The organism is Adlercreutzia equolifaciens (assembly GCF_029076695.1).
Taxonomy (GTDB): Bacteria; Actinomycetota; Coriobacteriia; order Coriobacteriales; family Eggerthellaceae; genus Adlercreutzia; species Adlercreutzia equolifaciens_A.
In genome coordinates this window covers 391,262-414,363 of the sequence record NZ_JARFIK010000002.1, presented here as the reverse complement: position 1 = coordinate 414,363, position 23,102 = coordinate 391,262, and the positions used below count along the sequence as shown (strand labels likewise).

The following is a 23,102-nucleotide window of genomic DNA, read 5'->3' as shown; positions in this document are numbered from 1 at the left end:
GCTCCCTCCCAAAAGCAGCTTTTCAGTATAACCGAGCATTAGTTCTTGCTGGTGCGAGGGCAGAAAAACGTGAGCATCGCGAAACCCGCTATGCTACCGAGAGGAGGCACCGCCACCTGGACGGTGTCAAGAAAGGGTTGTCTCGATCTGCACACTGCCGAGGGGGAGCGCCGCTCCTCCGCTGCCGAGGGACTGCTCTCGGCACGCGCAGACGAGAACAGCAAAATCGCCATTTTCAGCGGCTCCACACGATGCCAAACGCTTTCTTCGCTCCCCTCCATGCTGCAAAAACACGGTTTTGTAATTTCTTGCTCTCCGAATTCAAAAATCCGTTGTAAACGTGCGATTTTGCACCATAGCGACGGCACCGACCGAGTGAAGGTCAGCTGTCAGTCTTTCGCGACCTGGGCAAACGCATGTCGACGCAAATCGCAACGCGCCTCAGGCGACTTTCAGCGGTGCAGAATCGAACTTTTGCAACGGATTTTCAGTTGCGCGCCTTCGGGTTTTACAAAATCGCATTTTTGGAGCGCCTCACAACGGGATGAGCCGCAGCGCAGGTCCCGTAGCTAGCGACAAGTCGAACGAAGCTGTGGCACAGACATAGCGGCCAGTGGCAACCCGGAGCGATTCACGACGCAAATCGCAGCTCGCAACAACATAGAGAAAGAGAACCGGGACGCAGAGGACGCGACAGCAACCCCTCCATGCGCCTCAGGCTTGCAGCACACGTAAGGCACCAGAGCGGCCGCCTTTCGCGACAGCCAAAAGCCGTCCTCGCCATCAGCCTGCATTTTTGCTATCGCGTTAGCTCTTCCACTGCAGAAGCGTCTGAATTGCGCGGTAGAATACGAGTGCTGGTAGGCTGCTGGCGCACTGCTTGTGTCGCCTCCAACTTGGCGCAACTGCATGCAGCCATGCAGACGCCCATCGGCAGCAGCCAGCATCTACCGTTCGAACCTGTTGCTAAGGGGACCCATGGAGCCTGTGCTTTCCATCATCATGCCGGTGTACAACGTGGAGCGCTATCTGGCCGCGTGCCTGGAAAGCGCCTTGGCCCAGGACATCCCCGGCCTTGAAATCATCTGCGTCAACGACGGATCCACCGATTCCTCTCCGGAAATCTTGCAGCAGTTCGCCGCCCAGGACAGCCGCATCCGCGTCATCAACAAGGAGAACGCCGGCTACGGCGCCGCCATGAACGACGGCCTGCGCGCAGCGCGCGGCACCTACGTGGGCATCCTGGAATCCGACGACCGCGTCTGCGACGGCGCCTGGCAAACTCTGCTTGACCTGGCCCAGGACAACGACCTGGACATGGTGCGCGGCTCGTATATTCGCTGCTACCACGGCACCGAGTCGCTGTACGACCCCCACAAGGGCGCCAGTGCGTTCTGCTCGGAGCAGCAGCCCCCGCTCCCCTTCGACGAAGTGTTCGACCCCGCGAACTTCCCCGTCTGCTTCTGGGTGAATCCCAGCTTGTGGACCGGGCTCTACCGCCGCAGCTTCCTGACCGACAACGGCCTTTGGTTCACCGAGACGCCGGGCGCGTCGTACCAGGACACCGCCTTCGGCTTCAAAACCTGGGCCCTGGCCAAGCGCGTCATGCTCACGGAAACCCCGGTCATCCTGTACAACCGCGACAACGAGGCGTCGTCGTCGAACTCGAAGAGCAAGGTCTTCGCCATCTGCGATGAAGCGGCCGAATGCGAGCGATTCCTGGCCGAGCGCAACCTGATCGATACGCTGGGGGCGGCGCTGGCCTCGCTGCGCTACCGCACCTACCACTGGAACGCTCAGCGCGTCGCCGACGAGTTCAAAGAGAGCTTCAGCGAAGTCATGGAGCGCGAACTGGGCGCCGACTACCGTGCGGGATACTGCACGCCGGAAGTGTTCAAGCGCAACGATCTGGAGTTCATCACGCGCATGGCCGAAGGAGCACCGGCCGTCAGCGTAGTCTTTGCGGCCAACGGTTCCGCTGATGACAACGAAGCGGCCTTTAACTGCGTCAAGGCCTTCACCAGCCAAGATATCGAGATCCTTTACGTACCCTGCGAAGAGGGAGAGGCTGCAAGCGCGGCAACCGCGGACGACCTCCTCAAGACCGGGGGGCCTGCTGCCACCGAGGCGCCCGTCGCGCCGGCCTCCGCAAACAGCGTCGACGCCGTTGCCCTTGACGACCCGCGCGTGCGCGTCCTTCCTCCCTGCACCACCACGGGCCAGGCGCTCAACGCTGGCTTGAAGGAGGCGTGCGGCACCTACCTCATGCTCGTCGAGGCCGCCGATCGTCCCGAGCCGCGCGTCCTTGAGTACTTCGTGCGCGCCGCCGATCGCGACGACCTGGACGCCATCGCCTGTCGCTGGCTGCACAAGATGGGCACGCGCCCCTCCCTAGCGGGTAACCCGCTTCTGGACTGGCCGCGCCATGGCAAACTCTGTAGCGCCGACGACCCGCGCGGCTTCGTTCTGCGCTTCGATACGACGCTGCTTGCGAACAAGATGTTCCGTGCATCGTTCCTGAACGGCAGCAACTTCACATTCCCCGAAGGTCCCGATGCTGTCGCCTCCTTTGCCAGGGAGGCGCTCTCGGCCGTCGCTCGCGCCACCGTGCTTTCGGGCCGCGTGGTCACGCGCACGGGTGATCAACCCTTTGCTGCCGATCCGAACGAGCTGCTCTCCATTGCCGAAACCGTCAAGGAGCAGCTAGATGATCAGGGCATCTATGACGACAATGCCCTGGATTTCCAGACATGGCTGACCGCGCTCTATTCCTACGGGATGCAGGTGCGCGCCATTCAGCTGGCCAGCGCGCAGTCCGACCTCGCCTCCGCCACCACCTCGCTTGCCAGCACGCGAGAGAAGCTCGCTTCCGCGCGCGAGAAGGCGAAGGAGCGCGGCAGCGAGCTGAAGCGCACCCAGAAGGCACTCGCTAAAACCGAGACGCGTCTTGAGAAGACCCAGGAAAAGCTTGAGAAATCCCAGGGTGATCTGGAGAAACTCCGCTCCTCAAGTTCGTTCAAGGTGGGTCGCGCCCTAACGGCTCCGGCAAGGGCTCTCAAGCGCTCTGTCAACCATTCCGGGAAGTAGGCCGCTATGATCGATGCGCGATCCGATACCACAACCACCGAGAGCGCCCCCACCCCCTTGGTCTCCATTGTCGTGCCCGTCTACAATGCCGAGCGTGACCTGGCCCAATGCCTGAACAGCCTGCTGGGGCAAACCTACCAGAACCTGGAGGTCATCTGCGTCGACGACGGCTCCTCCGACGGCTCGGCCGTCCTTATCGCCGACTACGCAGCCCGCGACCCGCGCCTGCGATTGATCAAGCAGGGGAACGCCGGCCCGGGCGTAGCTCGCAACCGCGGCATCGAGGAGGCGCACGGCACCTACCTTTACTGCTTCGACGCCGACGACTGGTGCGATCCAACGCTTATCGAGAAGGCCGTGGCGCTCCTGGAGCGAACCGGAGCTGATCTGGCCGTTCTCCCCCATTGTGAGTACGACGAGCGCGTCGGAGCGCCCCTGCGAGTGTCCTGGACCGTCCTGCGCGGCAAGTTCCCCGACGAAGTCATCTCCTGGCGCGACAACCCCGACTGGATCCTGGAGAGCTGCCAGAACTTCCCCTGGAACAAGGTGCTGCGCATGGACTTCGTACGGAAGCACCAGCTGCGCTACCAGGACCTCTACCTCACTGAGGACCTCATGTTCGCCGGGCCGGCCGTGCTATTGGCCGACCGCATTGCCCAGCTTGACGAAGCGCTGGTCTTCCACCGCAAAGGAACCGGCCAGAACACCATGGCCGCCAAAGACAACCATCCCCTCGATTTTCTGGCCGCTTTCCTGGCCTTCAAAACCTTCCTGGAAGAACAGGGGCTGTACGAACCCCTGCAGAAAACCTATGCGAGCTGGGCTGCCGGCGGCTGCCTCTACAACCTGAACACCCTCAACACCGCCGAAGCCTTCCAGCTGGTCTATCGCACGCTCGCCGAGGGAGGCGCCAAAGACCTGGGACTTTTCGATGCAGAGCCGAGCGACTACCTTACCGAGCGCTACGGAGCCTTCGTGGAGGACCTCAAGCAGCTCTCTGCCGACGAGTATCTGTTCAAGCTGTACGGCACCACCGAGGACATTCGCCAGCGCGCCGTGTACCGCGCCGCCGTACGCCTGGACGAGTTACGCGATTTGCGCGTCCAGCTGGCCCAGGAGCGCCAGCGCCACGAAGCAGCCGAAAAGAAGCTGAAGCAGCGCCTCAAGAAGAAGGATGCCGCCCTTAAAGAAGCCCGTCAACAGGCGAAAGCAGCCCAGAATACCGCTGAGTACCGCGTCGGCCGCGCCCTCTGCCGCATTCCCCGCAAGCTCCAGACCCTTACGCGCTCAAAGCGCGACGCCAACACGGCAGCAAACACCGATATCGATAAAGCCTAATCGGCCTCCGTTCGCGCGGAGCCCCAGATCGAGCATCCCACGCGAAGGTCACAACGCGGGCTGAATGCGCCGAGGGTCATCCTCTTCTAGTCAGACGATGAGCGCAGCCCAACGGTGCAAGGATGCCGCGGCGCCCTCCTACCGCTTCAAAGCCCGGAAGGGTGCCGTCAGCGCGCGTCCCACCTTGAGCGAGGTGCTTCCCTCCAAAGCTGTCACGCGCTTGCGCGCTTTGTCGCGCTCTTCGCGAACGGTCTTCAGCTGACCCTTCAGCTCGCGACGCTCAGCTCGCAGCTTTTGCTGGGCCGACAACTTCCGCGCGTTCTCCAACTCCAAGTCGCGAGCGGTCATATACAGGAATGCTGCCATGAAGTCGTTGAAGGGCAAATCCCGCACCATGGTAATGAACTCGTTGTACCGCTCCGTGGGATAGTAGCCCTCAGGCTGCACGCCAATACGCATTTCCGGGAACATCACGTCGCGCACGAAGGCCACGCCGGTCTCCATGCCTGCTGAGGAAGCGATGTTGCGCAGCGTGTGCCGCGCCACCCCCACCACCTTGCTGTCAAAGCTCTGCTTGGTGGCTCCCAGCTCGCTTCCGATGGCGCGGTACACCTCAAGCCAGCTTTCCAACGGTCCCAGCGGATCCTGAGACAGTGTTCCCACCAGGCTGTCGGACCGATCGATGCGATAGCACACCAGCGACTTGTTCACCACCGTAATGCGCTGCGCCTTCCACAGCGCCAGGGCAGAGATAACCACGTCCTCGCCGTTGCGGCGCGACGAATAAGCCAGCTGATGCTCGCGCAAAAAAGCCCGACGATACATCTTGTTGTACATCATGATGGTGGTGAAGCTGAAGATGAACTCCTCGTTGCTTTCGCGGTTGAACGGCAGCTCTTCGGGCACACGCTTCATGTTCAGATAGGACGGGTCGGTCACCGTTAGATCGATGCCTTCGTAAAACCGCTCGCCTCCGCAGACGCAGATATCGGCGCGGTCGTGCTCTGCCTGGCTGCTCATCAGCTCCAAAGCGTCCAGGGCCATCCAATCGTCGGAATCGCAGAACATGATATAGGTGCCCCGGGCTGCAGCCATGCCGTTGTTGCGCGCCACGCCGGCGTATTGATTCTGCTGGCGAATGACGCGCACGCGCGGATCAACTGCCGCGTACTCCTCTAGAATGGCGTCGGATCCATCGGTGGAGCCGTCGTCTACGCAGATGATCTCGATATCCCGCAACGTCTGATTGATCAGGCTGTCCAAGCACTCGCGCACATAAGGGGCCGTGTTGTACACCGGCACCACCACAGAAACTATCGGTTCAGCTGCCATACTCGCCCTTCTTCGCCGTATTCGATGTCCCCATTATACGAGAACCCGCCGCCTACAATCCCGTGGCGTAGACGGCAATGCCGGCCAGGATGAGGCCCAAGGCCAGCAGCTTCTTCTTGGTAATCTTTTCCTTGAAGATAAGCACGCCGAAGACCGTCACGTACAAATAGCTGGTAGATTCCAACACCGGCCCGAAGGACAGCGGCACGACGCGGTAGGCAATGATGCACATGAGCGTAGTGGCCACAAACAAGGTGTAGGCGAAGATCACCGGGAAGTTCAAGTACTCCGCCAGCTTGGAGTCGTAGGTTTTCAGGGCGGCTTTCTTGAGGATGACTTGCGACACCGCGCTGATGAACGTGCCCAGCAGCAGGATGCCGGAGTACAGTATGAGGGCGCTATCCATCGATGATCACCCCCTGGGAGCCCAGAAGGTCCCTGCCCGATTGCGGGCCGTCCGCCGGGTCGGAGCCCGTCGCATCGCCGTCCGCGCCAGCGCCTCGGCTGCCGTGCGCCTCGCTATCCGCATCTCGTCGGCCGCCTCCCGACGAGCCGCCGGACGCACCATCCGATCCATTATTCTGCTCTTCCCCATCCGCGTGGGCGAACAGTACCACACCGGCAATGATAAGCGCGGCACCGATCACCTTGCCTACGGTAATAGGCTCGCTGAAGAACAGCGCGCCCCATACGATGCCCCACACAATAGTGACGGCCTTGTTGGAGAAGGCGCTGGTCAAGGGCATGCGACGCAGAATCTGCTGCCAGCCGATGGCGTACACGCCCAGAAGCGCAATAATGCCCGCGTACAGCGCCACGAACTGCCAGCTCAGGAAATCCACTCCCGCGGCCAGCTTGCTCAAAATGCCGCTGGTGGAGTACACCATCAACAGCAAATGCAGCGCGAACAGGGTTTTCAGGCGCGAGGACATGCTAGGCCTCCACCTCGGGCAAATACTTCTCTATCTCCCCCATCTCGTCCCCGGAGAAGATGAAGAACCCGTAGCGCGAGCCGCTGTCGACAATGGCATGGTCCGCCGCGTACATCGGGCTCACGAACTCCAGACGCTCCGGCGCCTCGGCGCGCAGGGCCTCAAGCGCCGCCCGGTCCTCGGGTCCGAACACGAAGCGCACGGCTGCCGCACGACCCGCCCCCTGCCCGGGCTCTGGCACGGCGGCCGGCTCATAGCCCAGGGCCACATCGATGACGGCGTTCACGAAATCGTAGCCCGTGGACAGCCGCACCAAGTCGCTGCCGATGCAATCACCGCCCATGCGGCTGCCAATCTCGATAATCTTGATGGAGCCGTCGGACGCCACCTTCACTTCAGCATGAGAGGCGCCGTACTCAACCCCCAAGCTGTCCAGGGCATGCTCCACCACCGCACGGATGGCCTCCGCCCGTTCGGGCGTAATGCGCGCCGGTTCCACATGACCGCGCTCGATGAACATGGGCGCGCCGCTGGTGAACTTCTCGGTAATGGCCAGGAAGCGATGCTCGCCCTGCCAGGTGATATGCTCCACGCTGTACTCGTCGCCCTCGGCGAATTCCTCCACCAGGGCCTCGCCCATGAAGCTCTCATCCAGCGCGCGCTGCACCGCCGCCTCCAGCCCCTCGGCCGACGCCAGCTTCGTAATGCCGCGGCTGCCGGAACGATCGGCGGGCTTCACAATAACCGGGTAGTCCAGCGAGGCTGCCAGCACGGCCAGATCGGTGTCCGCCGTCACGGGAAGACTGCGCGGCGAAGGGTCGCCGTGCTCCTCGAAGGTGCGCCGCATCAGCTCCTTGTTGGTGCTCCGGTGCACGCAGTCCATCGAGTTCGCCGTCAGCCCCAACCGTTCGGCCACGGCCGACACGGTGATATTTCCCAGGTCCGACCCAATGCAGGCCACGCCGTCCACGCCAATGCGGCGGCATTCGTCGGCAATGGCCTCCACCTCGGTAATGCTGATGGGGTAGAAAACGTCCGCGGTGCGCTCCCCTACGTCCCCCGCTTCCCAGGCGAACACATGGGTCTCGATGCCGCGCGCCTTCGCCGCCAAAATCAGCGGGTTCTGGAAATCGGACGCCCCGATGATGGCCAACTTGATCGGATGAGACAAGTCAGCTGGCTGGCTGCCTCGGTCTTGAGAATGAGACAAGTCAGACGGTTGGCTGTCTCGCTGCTGCCGGGGGGTCACGGTTAGGCCTCGCGCTTTCGGGAATCTACGAGCGCCTCCCAGCGGCCGCTTTCTAGCTCGGCTTTGTAGTCTTCCATCATGGCCACGTAGTCGGTGTACTCTGGCTCGAAGCCGAAGTCGCGCTTGGCCTTCTCCATGGAGTAGAGGAACGACGGCGTGTTGTTGGGCTTGTCCGGACGGTACACGATGTTCGAGCCCTTGCCTTCGCCGAACACCTGGATGACGGCGCGAGCCTGGTCCTCCAGGTCGAGCCCTACCCCGCTGGTCATGTTGTACAGGCCGCGGGTGTCGTCGCTTTCCAGGGCCATGGCGAAGGCGCGGGCCACGTCCTTCACGTAGACAATGTCGCGGCTGATATGCGGGTCGCCCCACAGCTCGATGTCCTCGCCAGCCTCGGCACGCTCGATGAAGGTTTGGATGCCCGACTTGTAGGGCTTGCCGTTCACCAGGATAGTGCCGTGGGGGCCCACGCCGTACACCGGCGGAAAGCGGAAGCAGGCGCACTGCATGCCGTGCTGCTGATTGTAGTACTCCATCACGTCGTTGGCGGCGTTCTTGCTGATCACGTATACGGCATGGTCGCCGGTGAACTTGAAGTCGCGCGGCTCCTCCTCGGTGATGACGCGGCCCGTGCCCCAGGCGCCGGACACATCGGAGTAGCTGCAGGTGGCAATAACCTTGGGGATGTGATGCTGGCGTGCCCACTCGAGCACGTTGATGAGGCCGATGACGTTCACCTCGAAGTACTCGGCGGCGTTCTCCTGGTTATCCAGATCGGCGGTGGCATTGGCCGGCAGCAGTCCTGCCAGCACGATAACGCCCTCCACGTCTTCCGTGGGCAGCTTCGCCAAGTCCTCCGGCTTGGTCATGTCGAATGCCACGAACCGGGCGCCCATGGCCTCGAGCTTCTGGCCTAAGGCCGCATTGCGACCCGTGGCCACCACCTGCTTGCCTTGGCCAAGCAGGTAATCCACCGTGTACATGCCAATGAAGCCCGTGGCTCCAATCACTAGCACCATGCTGTTCCCCTTCCCGCGGCGCCTGGCCGCGCAAAACCGTTAGTCCGCCGTCCCCGGGCGTCCGGCCCGGTCGCGCGCGTTCGCAATGCCCAAATGGTGCCGACGCCCCAAAGCGCGGGCGTTGAGAATCTCCTCGGCCGACACATCGCCGTTCAACACTTCGGCCACCACATAGAGCGGACGGCCCTTCACCTCTTCGAAAATATTGCCCACGTACAGGCCCACCACGCCCACGGAGGCCAGGATAAGGCCGCCCATGAAGAAGATGGCCGCAATGGTGCTGCTCCAGCCGGCCAGCATGTCGTCGTGATGCAGCGCGTGGTTGATGATAATGGCAACAATGGCCACAAAGGCGATAAACGCAAAGGCGAACCCGATGGTCACCGCGAACTTCAGCGGCTTGGTAGACTGAGCCGTGATCAGCTCGAACGCCATGGCCATCTTCTTCTTGAAGCTGTAGGAGCTCTCGCCCTCGAAGCGCTCGTCACCCTCCAGATCAATAGCCGTCTGCTTGAAGCCGAGCCACTTGATGAACATGGTGTAGGCGCGGTTGCGCTCGCGCATGGAGCAGTAGCTTTGAATGACAATGCGACGCGAAATGCTGAAGTTGCACAGGGACGCATCGTAGGTGCCGTCGGTGAAGTACTCGTACACCTTGTAGAAGGCCCGCGAGAAGAACTTCGTCACGCCCGTGTCCTTGCGGGCAATGCGGCGGGCGAACACCACGTCGTAGCCCTCCTGGGCCTTGGCATAGAGCTGCGGAATGCTCTCGGGGCGGTCTTGCAAGTCGCAGTCCATGACCACCACCCACTGGCCGCGGCACAAATCAAGGCCGGCCGTGATGGCGCGAATTTGGCCGAAATTGCGCGACAGCTTCACGCCCACCACCCGCGGGTCCAAGGCGCACAGCTTTGCCACCGCCTCCCAGGAGTTCTGCGGGTCATGGTCGTCCACCAGCGCAATCTCGAAGCTGACGCCCATGCTCTCAAGCGTGGCCACCAAGCGGCGATGCAGCTCGGGAAGGGCGCCCTTGCACCCGTACACGGGAATGACCACCGAGATGTCCACGGCATCGGGCACCGTAGGCGCGGTCGCACCCATCGGCTGTGCCGCCACCGCGCGCTCCGGCGCCGGCTGCCCGGCCGCCGTCACGGCTGCCGCCACGGCGCGCTCCTCGCTACCCACGAGCCTCATCCTCCTGGGCGTAAAAGGCCAGCACCGCGTCGATGACCGCTTGACGATCCTCCGCCGTCAAGCCGTAGTACAGCGGCAGGCGCACTAAGCGCTCGCTGATGGACGTGGTCCACTCGTCCTTACCATGGAAGCGCCCGAAGCGCTGCCCGGCCGGCGACGAGTGCAGCGGGATATAGTGGAAGGCGGGGTAGATGTCCCGCGCCTTCATAAAGTCGATAAGCGCCGTGCGCTGAGCCAGGCTGTCGCACACCAGGTAGAACATGTGCGCATTGTGCTCGCATTCCTCGGGCACGTAGGGCAGTTGCACGCGACCGACCTGGGCCAAAGGCTCGAAGGCCTGATAGTAGGCGTTCCAGGTGGCCAGGCGATCGTTGTTGATGGCATCAGCCTCTTGCAGCTGGGCCCACAGATAGGCCGCGTTCATGTCGCTGGGCAGATAGCTGGAACCGTAATCTACCCAGGTGTACTTGTCCACCTGGCCGCGGAAGAAGCGGGCGCGGTTCGTCCCCTTCTCGCGGATGATCTCGGCGCGCTCCACGCAGGCTGGATCGTTCACCATAATGGCGCCGCCCTCGCCCATGGAGTAGTTCTTCGTCTCATGGAACGAGTAGCAGCCGAAATCTCCCATGGTGCCCAAGGGGCGCCCCTTGTAGGTGCTCATCACACCCTGAGCCGCATCCTCCACCACCTTCAAGTTGTGGCGGCGGGCAATGTCCAAAATCGCATCCATCTCGCAGCCCACGCCGGCATAGTGCACCGGCACAATGACGCGGGTGCGCTCGGTAATGGCATCCTCGATTTTCTTCTCGTCCAAGTTCATAGTGTCGGGACGAATATCCACGAATACCAGCTTCGCCCCAGCCAGCACAAAAGCTGTGGCCGTAGTGGAAAAGGTGAAGCTGGGCAGAATGACCTCGTCCCCCGGCTCCAGTTCGCAGAGAATGGAGGCCATCTCCAACGCCGTGGTGCCACTGGTGGTCAGCAGGGCCTTGGGCGTGCCGAAACACTCCTCCAACCACGCGCTGCACCGCTTGGTGAAGGGGCCGTCCCCACAAATTTTGCGGTTGGCCTCGGCGGCCTCGCGCACGTAGTCCATTTCCGTGCCCACATAGGGAGGCACGTTGAAGTTAATCGTCTTGCTCATGCTGCTCTTTCCTGTTTTGACGCTTTGTCCACTGGCGACGGCCGGCCACCAGCAGAATGAGCCCCGCCACGCCGGCCGCCGTGCACAGAGCGCCAGCTTCCAGCCCGGGCGTTCGGTAGGTGAACACCAGCTCGTGGGCGCTTCCGTCCATGGCCACGGCCATGAAGCCCGTGTTCGCCTTCAAAATCTCTACCGGCTTACCGTCCATGGTGGCGGACCATCCCGCCGAATAGGGCATCGACAAAAAAGTATAGCGTTCATCGGCGCCCTCTTCAGGAGCAACGGCCACGTCCATGCGGTTTGTGGCGAAACTGATGGACGCCTTGTTGTTTTCCTTCAGCTTCTTCAGGTTCTCCTCAATGGCGCCCACTGGCTGGGACACGATGGACAGCTTGTCCCAGCTATAGAACCCCGGCTTGGAAAAACGAAGGAGGAACTTCTTGCGCGCCTTGTCGCTGTAGCCCATGTTGACGGCCCAGTTCACCTTGCCGCCGTAGGACGACGAGGTGCTGGTAGCCACCTGCAAGGTGCGGTGCACCCCGCCAGCGCGCAGCCCAATGCTGGTGCGGCCCGGGGCCTCCCATTTCAGCTCGTCCCACGGTGTGGCCAGCTGGCCTGTCTCCCTATCAATGACGGCCGGCTCCCCCAAAGCCAGCCGCTGGCCCTCCAGGCTCAGCGGCTCGAACCGCAGATTGTCGAAAACCACATAATTCTCCGCCTCAGCAATGCCGTCCACCCGCAACAAAAGCCTTCCGAAGGGCTCAAGCACTTCGACACCCTGATCGGTCACGCGAACACCCTCCTGCTCGACCACCTCATAGGGCTGCTCCTCCGTGGACACCGGCGCAGGCACGCCCTCTTGGGCCGCCAAAGCCTCGTCCGCAAGCACGCACCCTTGGGTAAGCGCTTCCTGCCGCTGCACCATGCCTAACTCGCTGAACGCCGAAGCAGAAATGGCCGTGTCGTACGTGAAAGCCAGGGGCAAGGCCAAGTCGGATTCGTACAGCAGGTACGGCCCGCGCGTGCGCACCGTTCCCAAATCTTGCGCTAGGGTGTAGCCGTAAGGCGGCGTATCCGAACGATCTTCACCGCCATCGCCCCCGTCGCCCTCGCCCCCAGCCGCAGCGTCCTCGACAATGAAGTACTTGGCACCCATGAGATTGTCGAGGGCAAAGCGTCCCTCCACACCGTTGTAGATGTAGTTCGTCCAGTGGCTGCTGACGCCGACATCGTAGCGCGCGTCATCAACGGCCTGGTTGTAGAAGCTCGAGAAGAAGTCGAAGCCCTTGACCCCGGCAAGCAAGGTTTGATTGCGCGCCTCGTACACCCCGGCCCGATCAACGCGATAGGCCGGATCGGCCCCTCCCTCAATACGGTCGTAGGGCACGGCATGGGCGCGAACGGCAGCCCCTTTGGCATCGACAAACTGCGCGGCGTAGTCCTTATCCAAAGGCGAGTTGAATAAAATCGACGTCGTTACCGTACAGGCAATAACCGCCACCGACAGTAGCCCCGCCGCAACGCGCTTCGAAACACGGGCCCCCACTATCAGCACAATCACCACCGCCGCAAAGAGCCCCAGCCCCACGAACGAGAGCAGCGTCTGGGCATCGAAGGCATAGGCCCCCGCCCACAGCGCCATCAGCACCGTAAGCACACCGAAAACCGCCCATTGGCGTCGGCCGAAGCGATGCAGACAGGGCACCGCCAACGTTGTCGCATTGGCGGCGCAAAAGCCCAGCACCACCAGCCAACGATCGGTAACGTACCCAAAGCCGTTCAGGGCCGAGCCTATGGCGGGAATCATGGAGCCGGCCACGCACAGCCCCAGCCCCACAGCCCACGGACGCCACACCTGCTTGTCCATAAGCTTGCGAGAGACCAGAAACGCCAACGACCCCAAAACGGGCACCACGCCCAGCACCAGGCCGCGGGTATGCACCAAGCCGCCAATCAGATTGCTGCCGTATTCCCAATAGAACAGGAACGTCTCCCAAGTGGGAATGGTGCGCTCCAAATCCACCCGGCCCATGGACGTAAGCACCAGAAACATGGGGACGGCCACCACCCCGGCCAAAAGCGCCGCCAGCAGCACATACCCCACATACTGGCCGAGCAGCGCGAAGAAACGCTTCGCGCTGCGCTCGGCGCTTCCCAAGAAGAAGGCCAGCAAACAGTACACCACGGCAATGATGAGTACCATATAGGAGAAGTACAGCGAAAAGAGCAGCAGCAAGGCAAACCCGCCAATGAACAGGTAGGGGCTCTTGCGCGCCATAATGCGATCGGCACCCAGCAGAATAATCGGCAGGAGAATAGCCAGGTTCAGGAAGTTCGGGTGGCGCAGCACGCCCCAGAACACCACGAACCCGCAGAGCACATAGCACAGCGCGCCGCACAAGGAAGCAGCACGGCCGCGGCCACGCCCCAAGCTGTACCAGGAAAACGCCACGGCCGCCAAGAAGAAGCGCACGAAGATAAGGGCCTCGAACACGTACTCGGCATAGCGAGGCGGGCAAAACACCGACACCAGATTGAACGGATCGTTCAGGCAGCCGCCCATGGTGGCCAGAATGTCGGCTCCGTAGCCCATGTCAAAGGAGTACAGCGGCACTTCGGGCGCACCGGCCACCAGCGAAGAGAAAATGCCGCGCAGCCATTCGCCCTCGTACACAAAGAAGTTGTAGTAAAGCGCCAGGCCGTCGGGGCTCCACAGCAGCGAGTGACCCTCGGTCCAATGCACAAACGTCACGCCGGCGAAGGCCACCGCGCACAGCACCAGCAAGAGAGCGTAGTATTTCGCGCCTCCGCGCGTGCGTTCCATGGCTTCCTACGCCTCCTGCTCCGCGGCCGGCACGTAGCTGCGGTACTCCCCCGACAACACATGGTCCAGCCACTCCTGGTTGTCCAGATACCAGTCGATGGTGCGCACGATACCGTCCTCGAATGCCGTTTCCGGCTCCCAGCCAATTTCGGCGCGGATCTTGTCGGGGGCAATGCCGTAGCGACGATCATGGCCCTTGCGATCCTCCACGTAGGAGATCAGCTCCTCGGTAATGGCCTCGTCATTGGTAGCGCTGGCGCATTCCTCGATGATCTTCTTCACAATGAAGATGTTGGGGCGCTCGTTATGGCCGCCCACGTTGTATACCTGGCCCAGGCGGCCCTGCTCCAACACCCTATCAATGGCCTTGCAGTGGTCCTCCACGAACAGCCAGTCGCGCACGTTCAGACCGTCGCCGTACACCGGCAAAGGCTCGTGGGCCAAGGCGTTGCGAATCATGAGCGGGATGAGCTTCTCAGGAAACTGGAAGGGGCCGTAGTTGTTCGAGCAACGGGTGACTACTACGGGCATGCCATAGGTGTCGTGATAGGCCAGCACAAACTGGTCCGCCGCCGCCTTGCTGGCCGAATAGGGGCTGTGAGGGTTCAGCGGCGTGTCCTCGCGGAAGAAGGCCTCCGGGTCGTCCAAAGGCAGCGAGCCATAAACCTCATCGGTGCCTACCTGCAGATAGCGCTTACCCGCGCGCCAGGTGCCGTCCTCCTGCTCCCAGGCCCGCCGCACGGCGTTCAGCATGGACACCGTGCCCATGACGTTCGTGTCCGCGAAGGCGCCGGGATTAGCAATGGAGCGGTCCACGTGGCTTTCCGCGGCGAAGTTCACCACATAGTCGGGATCGTACGTAGCCAGCACGTCCTCGATGGCCGCCGTGTCGCGAATGTCCGCCTGCACGAAAATATGGCGAGGATCGCTCTCCACGGCGCGCAAGTTCTCGCGGTTGCCCGCATAGGTGAGGGCATCGACGTTCACCACGCGGATGTCGTCGTACTTGTCCAGCAGATACAACACGAAATTAGATCCGATGAAGCCCGCTCCACCGGTTACGAGATAGGTTTTCACGTTACTCCCCTTCGCTTGGCAGCGGCGCCTAGGCCACCGCCCCGCCCTCCCGGGCAATGTTCATCAAATATTGGCCGTAGGCCGTCTTCTTGAGCGACTCGCCCAAGGCCAAAAGATGCGCGGCGTCGATAAAGCCGCGCCGATAGGCAATTTCTTCCAAGCAGGCGATGTAGAAGCCCTGGCGCGACTGCACCGCCTCTACGTACTCTGCCGCCTTGAGCAGCCCTTCGGGCGTGCCCGTGTCCAGCCAGGCCATGCCGCGGCCCATAAGTTCCACGCGCAAATCGCCCGACTCCAGATAGGCGCTGTTCACCGTAGTAATTTCCTTCTCGCCGCGAGCGCTGGGCTGCACCTGAGCGGCAATATCGCACACCGTGTGGTCGTAAAAATATAAGCCGGGTACCGCGTAGTTCGACTTCGGTACTTCGGGCTTTTCCTCGATGCCCACCACGTGACCGCGCTCGTCGAACTCCACCACGCCGAAGGCGCGGGCGTCGTGCACGGGATAGCCGAACACCACGGCGCCGCCCTTGGTTTCCACCTTGGCCCGCGCCTGCTCCAGAATGCGGGTGAGATCCTGGCCGTGGAACATGTTGTCGCCCAACACCAGGGCTACGTTATCGTCACCTATGAAATCACGACCGATGATGAAGGCCTCGGCCAACCCGCCCGGATTATCCTGGACGGCGTAGGTAAATTCCATGCCCAGATCAGAGCCATCACCCAGCAACTTCTCGAAGCTGCCGATGTCCTGGGGCGTGGAAATGATCAGCACCTCGCGAATGCTTGCCAGCATGAGCACGCTCAGCGGATAGTAGATGAGCGGCTTGTCATAGATGGGCAGCAGTTGCTTGCTGACCGCCTTGGTAATGGGATAGAGGCGCGTTCCTGAACCGCCAGCCAAAATAATGCCTTTCATGGCACCGCCTTACACAGACCCTCGTACATCTTCGAATGCAGCGTTTTCCCATCAAACCACGGGCAATCGCTGGTCTTCGATTATATTCGTTATACTGGTATCCGAAACCATTCCCCTCTATTTGATGCAATTCTATTACCAAATTGCTCATTATGCCTTGGAGCAGCCCCGTGTCCCTCGTCGTCCCCTCACCTGCGTTCGCGCATCAACCGCCTCGCCGAAGGAGCGCCTGGTGTGCCTTGACGGCGTTGTTGTTCGCCCTCATTGCCACAACGCTCATGGGTTTAAGCACGGCCACCGGCGGCCCTGATGACGACCTGGGCATTGCCATGGTGCTCTCCACCCTCTACCCCGATGCCGGCCAATGCCCCTTTACCAATGCCGCTCTGAACAACCTCGTCTACGGGCTCAACACCGCGCTGCCGGCCCTGAACTGGACCCTCGTCATCGAACGGCTTTCGGCAGCCGCGGCCTTGGGAGCGCTGACCTACGGGCTGCTTCGCTCGCTGCCACGCGGTTTCGCCCTCGCCGTCCTTGGCTTTGTCCTCCTGCTTATCTATCCGTCTTGCACGGTTAATGCCAATTTCACCGTTGTGGCGGCGCTTTGCGTATTCGCGGGCGAAACCCTGCTTTGCCTGAGCATCCTGCGCCAACGTACCGGCCAGGGCGTCCTCGGCGCAGCCCTGACGATCCTCGGATTTCTCTGGCGCCCCAGCATTTTGCTTCTCTCGGCGCCCTTTCTGGCACTGGCCTTCTTGGTAGCGGCATGTCACCTACGGCGCCTCGGCGACCCTTGGCGCTCCTGGCTCCCGCGGGCGCTGCTCCTCCTGCTCGGCCTTGCCCTTGCTGCGGGCTGTTTGAGCCTCTACCACCAATCGGTTTGGAGCGAAGAGCCATGGAGCGCCTGGCTGGCCTACAGCGACGCTCGCTCGCTGCTTTGCGACTACCCGGTCAAGCCCTACGAGGCCATTGCCGAGCAGCTGAGCGCCCTCGGCGTCTCGGAGAACGACTACTGGTGCATGACCCATTGGATCACCGCTGATTCGTCCTTCTTTACCACCGAGCGGCTCGAAGCGGTGGCCGCCGTGGCCTCAAACGCTCAAGTCATCACGCCCCTTGCTGCTCTCACCGCCGAAGGCGCCTCGCTCTTGAAAAGCAACCTCTTGCTCACCCTGGGCATCGGTATCGTAGCTGTCGTCGCCGCGCTGGCTGGCGGGCGCGGGGCGGCGGCCGTGGCCGTGCTGTCCCTGGGCGCCGCCTTCCTGGTCTGTCTGTACTTCCGCATTACGGGGCGCCTTCCCGAACGGGTAGAATACCCCATCTGGCTTCTCGGCTTTTTGCCGCTGCTGGCCCTGCTGGCTCTTCCCGACCGACCGTCTTTGCCTGGGCCGGCCGCAGCCACCACCGCCCCTCATCGCCGCGCTCCGTCTCCTCGCCTCGCTCGCGCGGGCACTGCCTTGGGGCTTTTGGCCGGAACGGCCAGCGTCGTTGCCGCCCTGGTGCTCTTCGCCCCCACCGTCGATTTCCAACGCATCGACCAACTGCAGCAGACAAGCGCATTTGCCGAAGAGCAGTCCCTCGTCCAGCATTTCTCCCAAGGCGACGATCTCTACGTTTGGGCGCCCAACGCCTACGTCTTCGTCGAGCGCCAACTGCAGTATCGCTTCCTGCCGCCCCAGCGCTTCATGGACCACAACGTCCTGGCCGGCGGCTGGACCCAGGGATCTCCGCTTATTGCGGCGCAAAATGCGCGGCTGGACCTCGCCAACCCCCTCCAAAGCCTTCTTGCCAATCCCCATGCGCGCCTGGTAGCCAAGAACTCCGAAACCGTGCAGCACGTGCTGACGTTCCTGCGCGAGCATTACGACGCCCACGCAAAAAAGAAGACGCTTGAGAGAATCGACGTCGATTCCCGCAAGCGCCTCCGCGTGGTTCAGTTCATTCCGTCAAGCTAGGCGTCCTCGAGCGGCCGCCTTCGCCGCCATGCCCTTAGTCGTCCAGGTAGTCCATGAGATTGCGGTACATGGCCTCCAGTCCCACCTGGGGCTCCCACCCAAGGGCCGTCAGAGCGCTCACGTCCAGCGGCAGATGGTGCTCGGGCGGATAGGGAGCATTAGGATCCACCTCCACGCGCACCTCCATGGGTGCTCGCGCGCAGGAGGCGGCCACGGTCTCGGCCATGCCGCGCACCGAGGAGTAGGTGGCGGGATTGGCCACGTTGTAGGCGCAGCCGGCCTCGCCGCTCACAAGCACCGTCAAAAGCGCCCTCACGGCGTCCGCCGTGTACACGTACATGCGCGTGCTGGCCCCGGTGGTTTTCAGCACCACATCCTGGCCGGCCATGGCATTGCGCGCAATCATGGCGAAGATGCGCTTGTCGTCCTTGGGAATGCCCGGGCCGAAGGTTTGGGCCAAGCGGGCCACCTTGGCAGGCACACCGTATTCGGAAGCATAGGCCACGCAGTACTGTTCGGCCATGCGCTTGCCCTCGGGATAGCAGCTGCGCACGCTCAAAGGATCGCAGTAGCCCACGGCATGCTCGTCGAGCAGCGCGTCCAAACCGGGCTGCTCGTTGCCGTCACCGTACACTTCCATGCTCGACACGTAGACGAAGGATTTGGCACCGGCCAGACGGGCGTTCTCCAACATGTTCACCGTACCGCCCACAATGGCCCGGGCCGTTTCCACGGGGTGCTCCATGAAGAAGGCCGAGGCCGTGGGGCAGGCGGCGTGGATGACGTAGTCGGCCGCACAGGCGTCGGGCGCCGCGGTTTCCACCTCGGCCACCACCAGCACCAGACCGTCCTCGGGACCATAGCCCGCGAGCACCGCCTGGGCCTTCTCTACGTTGCGCACCATGGCCATAACGCGCAGGCCGGCATCGAAGGCGCGATTGCGCTCCAGAAGCGCCCGCACGCAAGCGGAGCCCACCAATCCCGTGGCGCCGGTCACCAGCACCGTGGCGCCCGTCAGCTTATCCCAGTCAATGGCGGTATCGGCGGCAATGGCGCGCGCCTCCTGCTTCAAGTCAAACATAGCACCTCGAATCTAGAAACCGAAAATCTGCGAGTTCTCCCGAGCATCCACAAAAGCGCGGAACGTGTAGAAGTCGGACGGTGTGGTGATCTTGATGTTCTCGGGAGACCCCTCCACCACGTGCAGCGGATGGCCGTAGTGACGCATCAGGCTCGCGGAGTCGATGAAATCGCCCAGACCGTCCTCTTCGGCACGGCGGTGCGCCGCCAGCAGCTCGTCCAAGGGGAAGCACTGCGGGGCCTTGGCCATGCGGCAGGCCTGACGCTCGATAATGTTGACAATCTGGCCGTCCTCCTCTTGCACGATGGTCTCGATGGCCGGCGTCACCGTCACCGCGCTGCCGTGCTCGTCCACCGAGGCCAGGCAGTCGGAAATAGTCTCGGAGCTTACCAAGGGGCGCACGCCGTCGTGTACCAGTACCGTGGCGTCCGCATCGACGTGCTCGGCCAACGCGTCAAGCCCGTGGCGGATGGATTCTTGCCCCGTTGCGCCGCCGGGCACCACGGCCACCACTTTCTCGATGTCGTAGTGCACGAGTTTCTTCTCCAAAAAGGGAATCCAATCCTCCAGGCACACCACCACAATGGCGTCGATGTCGGGGTGGTTCTCGAACACCTCGATGGTGTAGAGGATGATGGGCTTGCCGTGCAGCTCCAGAAACTGCTTCGGCCGCGTCTTCGTATTCATACGCTGGCCCGTGCCGCCAGCAAAAATAAGGGCACAGTTCATGAAAACCGTTCTCTCGCAAGCTATTACGTACTGTGATTATCGGCCATGTCCCAAGGAAGAACAAGCAGATGAGTGCCGATCTACTAATTTAGCATCCAGAAAAGAACAAAGTAGATGGGTTCTGCCCATCCCCGTCATTGGCCCTCTCACCTTGCGCTATCATAGTTCAGATTGAAATATCTTTCTATGGAAAGGCAACGCCCCATGACCACGGTTCGACGCGCTGCAAAGTACCTGCTCAAGCATGGCCCAGTGCAGTCTTGGAACAAATACCAGGCCCGCAAGCACCGCAGCAGCTCAACTTCCACCGAAAAGCCCTTCAATATTCTGCTGCTCACTAACCGCGATTCCGACAACGTGGGCGATCAGGTCATCGAGGCCTGCGCCATTTCGCTCATCTCCACCGCCATGAAGAACATGGGCATCAAGAACTTCAAGATCAACAGCCGCGCTGCAGGCATGATCTCGCAAAAATACCTCTCCACGCGCGACGACGCACTGCTTGATTCCGCCCGTCAGGCCATCAAAGACGCCGACGTGGTGGTCTTTGGGGGCGCCCCCCTCTTCAACTATCGCTACCAAGTATTCTACGAGCGCACGGCCATTACCCTCGAGCTCGCGCAGGAGTACCAGACGCCGGTTATCTTCTCATCCATCGGTGTCGAGGGCTACGACGAGGACAACGAGAAGTGCCAGCGCCTCAAGAAAACCCTGAACTTCGACTGCGTGAAGCAAATCACCACCCGGGACGACTTCGAGTCTCTGCAGAAGTTCATCGAGGGCGATCGCATCACCATCGGCAAGGTCTCCGATCCGGCGGTGTTCACACAAAAGGTGTTCGAAAAATTCGTCAAACCCAACGGCAAGAAGAAGATCGGCGTGTTCATCATGCGCGCCAATGCCTTCGTCGATAACGGCATCAAATTCACCCGCGAGGATGCCGCGGCCCTGTGGCTCGACCTTATCAAGCAGCTGGAGGAGAACGGTCTGGACTACGAGCTTCTGACCAGCGGTCACTTCGGCGATGAGGCCTTCCTCGACTACCTGATCAAGCACTACAACGTGGACGCCAAGAAATGCGTGTTCAACATGAACTCGCCCGAGAAGCTCATCGAGAAAATCTCCTCCTACGACGCCGTCGTCTCCTGCCGTCTGCACCCCAGCATCATCTCGTTCTCGCTGGGCGTGCCTTCTGTCGGCATCGTCTGGAATTCCAAGGTCAACTATTTCTACGATGCCATCAACTACCCTGAGCGCATCGTCGAAACCGAGGGCATCAACGGTACCGACCTGGTGGCCAAGCTCAAGGGGGTCATGGCCGAGGGCGTGCAGCATGACGAGGAGTACCTTCTCACCGTCTATCGCATGCTCTTCGATGCGCTGCGCCCCATTGCGAAGCCCGATCATCCCGAGATCGCAGCCTACAACTACGACGAGCTCATCAAAAACCTCGTTATATTCCAAGGCACGTCCGACAAGGAAAAGGGCGAGAAGGTCAAGCGCAAGTTCCGCCGCACCTACGGCAAGTACAACGATCTTTCGGACGCCAACCGCGATTTGAAGCGTACCGTCAAGCAACTTGAGAAGCAGCTGGAAGCGGCCCGCCGCGAATAGGCCTCTTCTTACTCCGTCCGCCCGCATGGGGCGGACGATCCCCGCCTGCTTTTCCGCTTCGCCCGCCCCCGGAGGTTTTCATGGTCTTCTCCAGCACCGTCTTCCTGTTTGCCTTTCTGCCGGTTTTCCTGGCTGTTTACTTCATCATGCCCAAGCGGGCAGCTCGCAACATCGTGCTTCTGGTCTTCTCGCTGTTGTTCTACGCCTGGGGCGAGCCGGTGTACGTGTGGCTCATGGTGTTCTCCATCTGCTTCAACTGGGCCTTCGGTTTCGCCATTTCGAAAACGGGGGCACGCGGCGCCCAGAAGGCGCTTCTCGCAGCCGACCTGGCGCTCAACCTTCTCATTCTTGGGTTTTACAAGTATCAGGGCTTTCTGGCTGAGAACATCAACCGCGCCATCGGCGAGGAATTCATCGCCGAACTGAACCTGGCGCTGCCCATCGGCATCTCGTTCTTCACCCTGCAGGCCATCACCTATGTAGTAGATGTGTATCGCGGCCAGGTGAAGGCCCAGAAGAATCCCTTGTATCTGGGCATGTACATCGCCATGTTCCCCCAGCTGGTGGCGGGCCCCATCGTGCGCTACTCCGACATCGAGGCCGAAATCGACAACCGCCATGCCACCCTGGCCGGCTTTGCCCAGGGTCTCCGACTGTTCTGCGTGGGCCTCGGCAAGAAGGTGCTGCTGGCCAACACCGCCGGCACCCTGGCCGATTCGCTCCTGCCCCGCGAGGCCGCCGACATCGGCTTCGTGGGTTGCTTCTCGGGCGTGGCCGCCTACACCTTCCAGATCTACTTCGACTTTTCGGGCTATTCGGACATGGCCATCGGCATGGGCAAGATGATGGGCTTCGACTACCCGCGCAACTTCAACTACCCCTATACGTCCAAGTCCGCCACGGAGTTCTGGCGTCGTTGGCACATGACCTTGGGCGGGTTCTTCCGCGATTACGTCTATATTCCGCTGGGTGGCAATCGCGTGAAGACGCCCCGCTTTATTCTGAACACTATGATTGTGTGGGGCCTCACCGGCATCTGGCACGGAGCGGCCTGGAACTTCCTTCTGTGGGGCCTGTACTGGGGCGTGCTCATTCTGCTGGAGAAGTTCTTCATCATGAAGGTGCTCGACCGACTACCTGGCTTTGTCAGCCACATCTGGTGCGCTGTACTGTTCTTCTTCGGTTGGCTTCTGTTCGCCGTCACCGGCCTGGGCAACATCGCCGAGTGGTTCTGCGCCATGTTCGGCGCCTACGGCTGGCTCGGCACCTCCACGTTGTGGGAGCTGCAGTCCTGGAGCTACGTAAGCCTTGTGCCTATCTTTATTATCGGCTCGCTGCCCTGGGCCCCCTGGCTGCGCAAGAAGCTTCAGGCCTGGGCCGAAGGCGACCCGCATCGCGCCATCGTGGCTGCGCCCCAGAAGGGCAACACCGCCGTGCCGCCGTGCCAGGCCGTGCTTGAAGCTCCGGCCGTCACGCCGGGCCGCGCCCGCATAGTCACCGCCGTCAACGTCCTTGCCGACGTGGCGCTGCTGGCCGTGTTCGTGCTGTCGGCCATGTCGGTGGTATCTAGCTCGTACAACCCGTTCATCTACTTCCAGTTCTAGGAGA

17 protein-coding genes are annotated in these 23,102 nt (G+C 61.7%); 5 read left to right on the top strand and 12 right to left on the bottom strand.

Going from position 1 to position 23,102, the window contains the following annotated elements; translation table 11 throughout:
• Nucleotides 1–978: 978 nt before the first annotated feature.
• Together PZH32_RS07550 and PZH32_RS07545 are read left to right on the top strand one after the other, a co-directional pair.
• Nucleotides 979–3,087: a glycosyltransferase gene (locus PZH32_RS07550; RefSeq protein ID WP_275207314.1), complete on the top strand. Its 2,109-nt coding sequence runs from the start codon at nucleotides 979–981 to the stop codon at nucleotides 3,085–3,087.
• 6 nt (nucleotides 3,088–3,093) lie between these two features.
• A complete protein-coding gene (locus PZH32_RS07545; protein ID WP_275207313.1) occupies nucleotides 3,094–4,425 on the top strand; it encodes a glycosyltransferase family 2 protein in 1,332 nt (443 codons plus the stop codon).
• Between the two features lie 138 nt (nucleotides 4,426–4,563).
• Here the strand turns inward: PZH32_RS07545 and PZH32_RS07540 are convergent, their stop codons facing one another.
• The 10 genes from PZH32_RS07540 to rfbA form a co-directional block, all read right to left on the bottom strand.
• On the bottom strand, nucleotides 4,564–5,757 hold the full coding sequence (locus tag PZH32_RS07540) for a glycosyltransferase family 2 protein (RefSeq protein WP_275207312.1): 1,194 nt from the start codon (nucleotides 5,755–5,757) through the stop codon (nucleotides 4,564–4,566).
• A gap of 52 nt (nucleotides 5,758–5,809) precedes the next feature.
• A complete protein-coding gene (locus PZH32_RS07535; protein ID WP_275207311.1) occupies nucleotides 5,810–6,163 on the bottom strand; it encodes a multidrug ABC transporter in 354 nt (117 codons plus the stop codon).
• Complete coding sequence (locus PZH32_RS07530; RefSeq protein ID WP_275207309.1) at nucleotides 6,156–6,689, bottom strand: hypothetical protein; 534 nt, start codon at nucleotides 6,687–6,689, stop codon at nucleotides 6,156–6,158. Before PZH32_RS07530 ends, PZH32_RS07535 begins: the two co-directional genes overlap by 8 nt.
• A 1-nt stretch (nucleotide 6,690) precedes the next feature.
• Nucleotides 6,691–7,860, bottom strand: coding sequence for an ATP-grasp domain-containing protein (locus tag PZH32_RS07525; RefSeq protein WP_275207308.1), 1,170 nt, complete (start codon nucleotides 7,858–7,860; stop codon nucleotides 6,691–6,693).
• Between the two features lie 80 nt (nucleotides 7,861–7,940).
• Nucleotides 7,941–8,957 carry an NAD-dependent epimerase/dehydratase family protein gene (locus tag PZH32_RS07520; RefSeq protein ID WP_275207306.1) on the bottom strand — a complete coding sequence of 339 codons (1,017 nt, stop codon included), beginning with the start codon at nucleotides 8,955–8,957 and terminating at the stop codon, nucleotides 7,941–7,943.
• Between the two features lie 39 nt (nucleotides 8,958–8,996).
• Entirely contained in the window at nucleotides 8,997–10,142 is a 1,146-nt protein-coding gene (locus tag PZH32_RS07515) for a glycosyltransferase family 2 protein (RefSeq protein WP_275207305.1), read from the bottom strand.
• Complete coding sequence (gene rffA, locus PZH32_RS07510; RefSeq protein ID WP_275207303.1) at nucleotides 10,135–11,295, bottom strand: dTDP-4-amino-4,6-dideoxygalactose transaminase; 1,161 nt, start codon at nucleotides 11,293–11,295, stop codon at nucleotides 10,135–10,137. The genes PZH32_RS07515 and rffA overlap by 8 nt, the downstream gene beginning before the upstream one ends.
• Nucleotides 11,279–14,119 carry a YfhO family protein gene (locus PZH32_RS07505; protein WP_275207301.1) on the bottom strand — a complete coding sequence of 947 codons (2,841 nt, stop codon included), beginning with the start codon at nucleotides 14,117–14,119 and terminating at the stop codon, nucleotides 11,279–11,281. Before PZH32_RS07505 ends, rffA begins: the two co-directional genes overlap by 17 nt.
• A gap of 6 nt (nucleotides 14,120–14,125) precedes the next feature.
• A complete protein-coding gene (rfbB, locus tag PZH32_RS07500; protein WP_275207299.1) occupies nucleotides 14,126–15,196 on the bottom strand; it encodes a dTDP-glucose 4,6-dehydratase in 1,071 nt (356 codons plus the stop codon).
• A 28-nt stretch (nucleotides 15,197–15,224) separates the two neighbouring features.
• Entirely contained in the window at nucleotides 15,225–16,115 is an 891-nt protein-coding gene (gene rfbA, locus PZH32_RS07495; protein WP_275207297.1) for a glucose-1-phosphate thymidylyltransferase RfbA, read from the bottom strand.
• A gap of 239 nt (nucleotides 16,116–16,354) precedes the next feature.
• On the opposite strand from rfbA, the gene PZH32_RS07490 reads away from it, so the two are divergent.
• On the top strand, nucleotides 16,355–18,070 hold the full coding sequence (locus tag PZH32_RS07490; protein ID WP_275207296.1) for a hypothetical protein: 1,716 nt from the start codon (nucleotides 16,355–16,357) through the stop codon (nucleotides 18,068–18,070).
• A gap of 34 nt (nucleotides 18,071–18,104) precedes the next feature.
• Here the strand turns inward: PZH32_RS07490 and PZH32_RS07485 are convergent, their stop codons facing one another.
• Together PZH32_RS07485 and ispD are read right to left on the bottom strand one after the other, a co-directional pair.
• Nucleotides 18,105–19,151: an NAD-dependent epimerase/dehydratase family protein gene (locus tag PZH32_RS07485; RefSeq protein ID WP_275207295.1), complete on the bottom strand. Its 1,047-nt coding sequence runs from the start codon at nucleotides 19,149–19,151 to the stop codon at nucleotides 18,105–18,107.
• Between the two features lie 12 nt (nucleotides 19,152–19,163).
• On the bottom strand, nucleotides 19,164–19,880 hold the full coding sequence (ispD, locus tag PZH32_RS07480) for a 2-C-methyl-D-erythritol 4-phosphate cytidylyltransferase (RefSeq protein WP_275207294.1): 717 nt from the start codon (nucleotides 19,878–19,880) through the stop codon (nucleotides 19,164–19,166).
• Between the two features lie 204 nt (nucleotides 19,881–20,084).
• Between ispD and PZH32_RS07475 the strand changes: the two genes are divergently transcribed.
• Together PZH32_RS07475 and PZH32_RS07470 are read left to right on the top strand one after the other, a co-directional pair.
• Nucleotides 20,085–21,494, top strand: a complete 1,410-nt coding sequence (locus tag PZH32_RS07475; protein WP_275207293.1) for a polysaccharide pyruvyl transferase family protein — start codon at nucleotides 20,085–20,087, stop codon at nucleotides 21,492–21,494.
• Between the two features lie 80 nt (nucleotides 21,495–21,574).
• Nucleotides 21,575–23,098 carry an MBOAT family O-acyltransferase gene (locus PZH32_RS07470; protein WP_275207292.1) on the top strand — a complete coding sequence of 508 codons (1,524 nt, stop codon included), beginning with the start codon at nucleotides 21,575–21,577 and terminating at the stop codon, nucleotides 23,096–23,098.
• Nucleotides 23,099–23,102 lie beyond the last annotated feature (4 nt).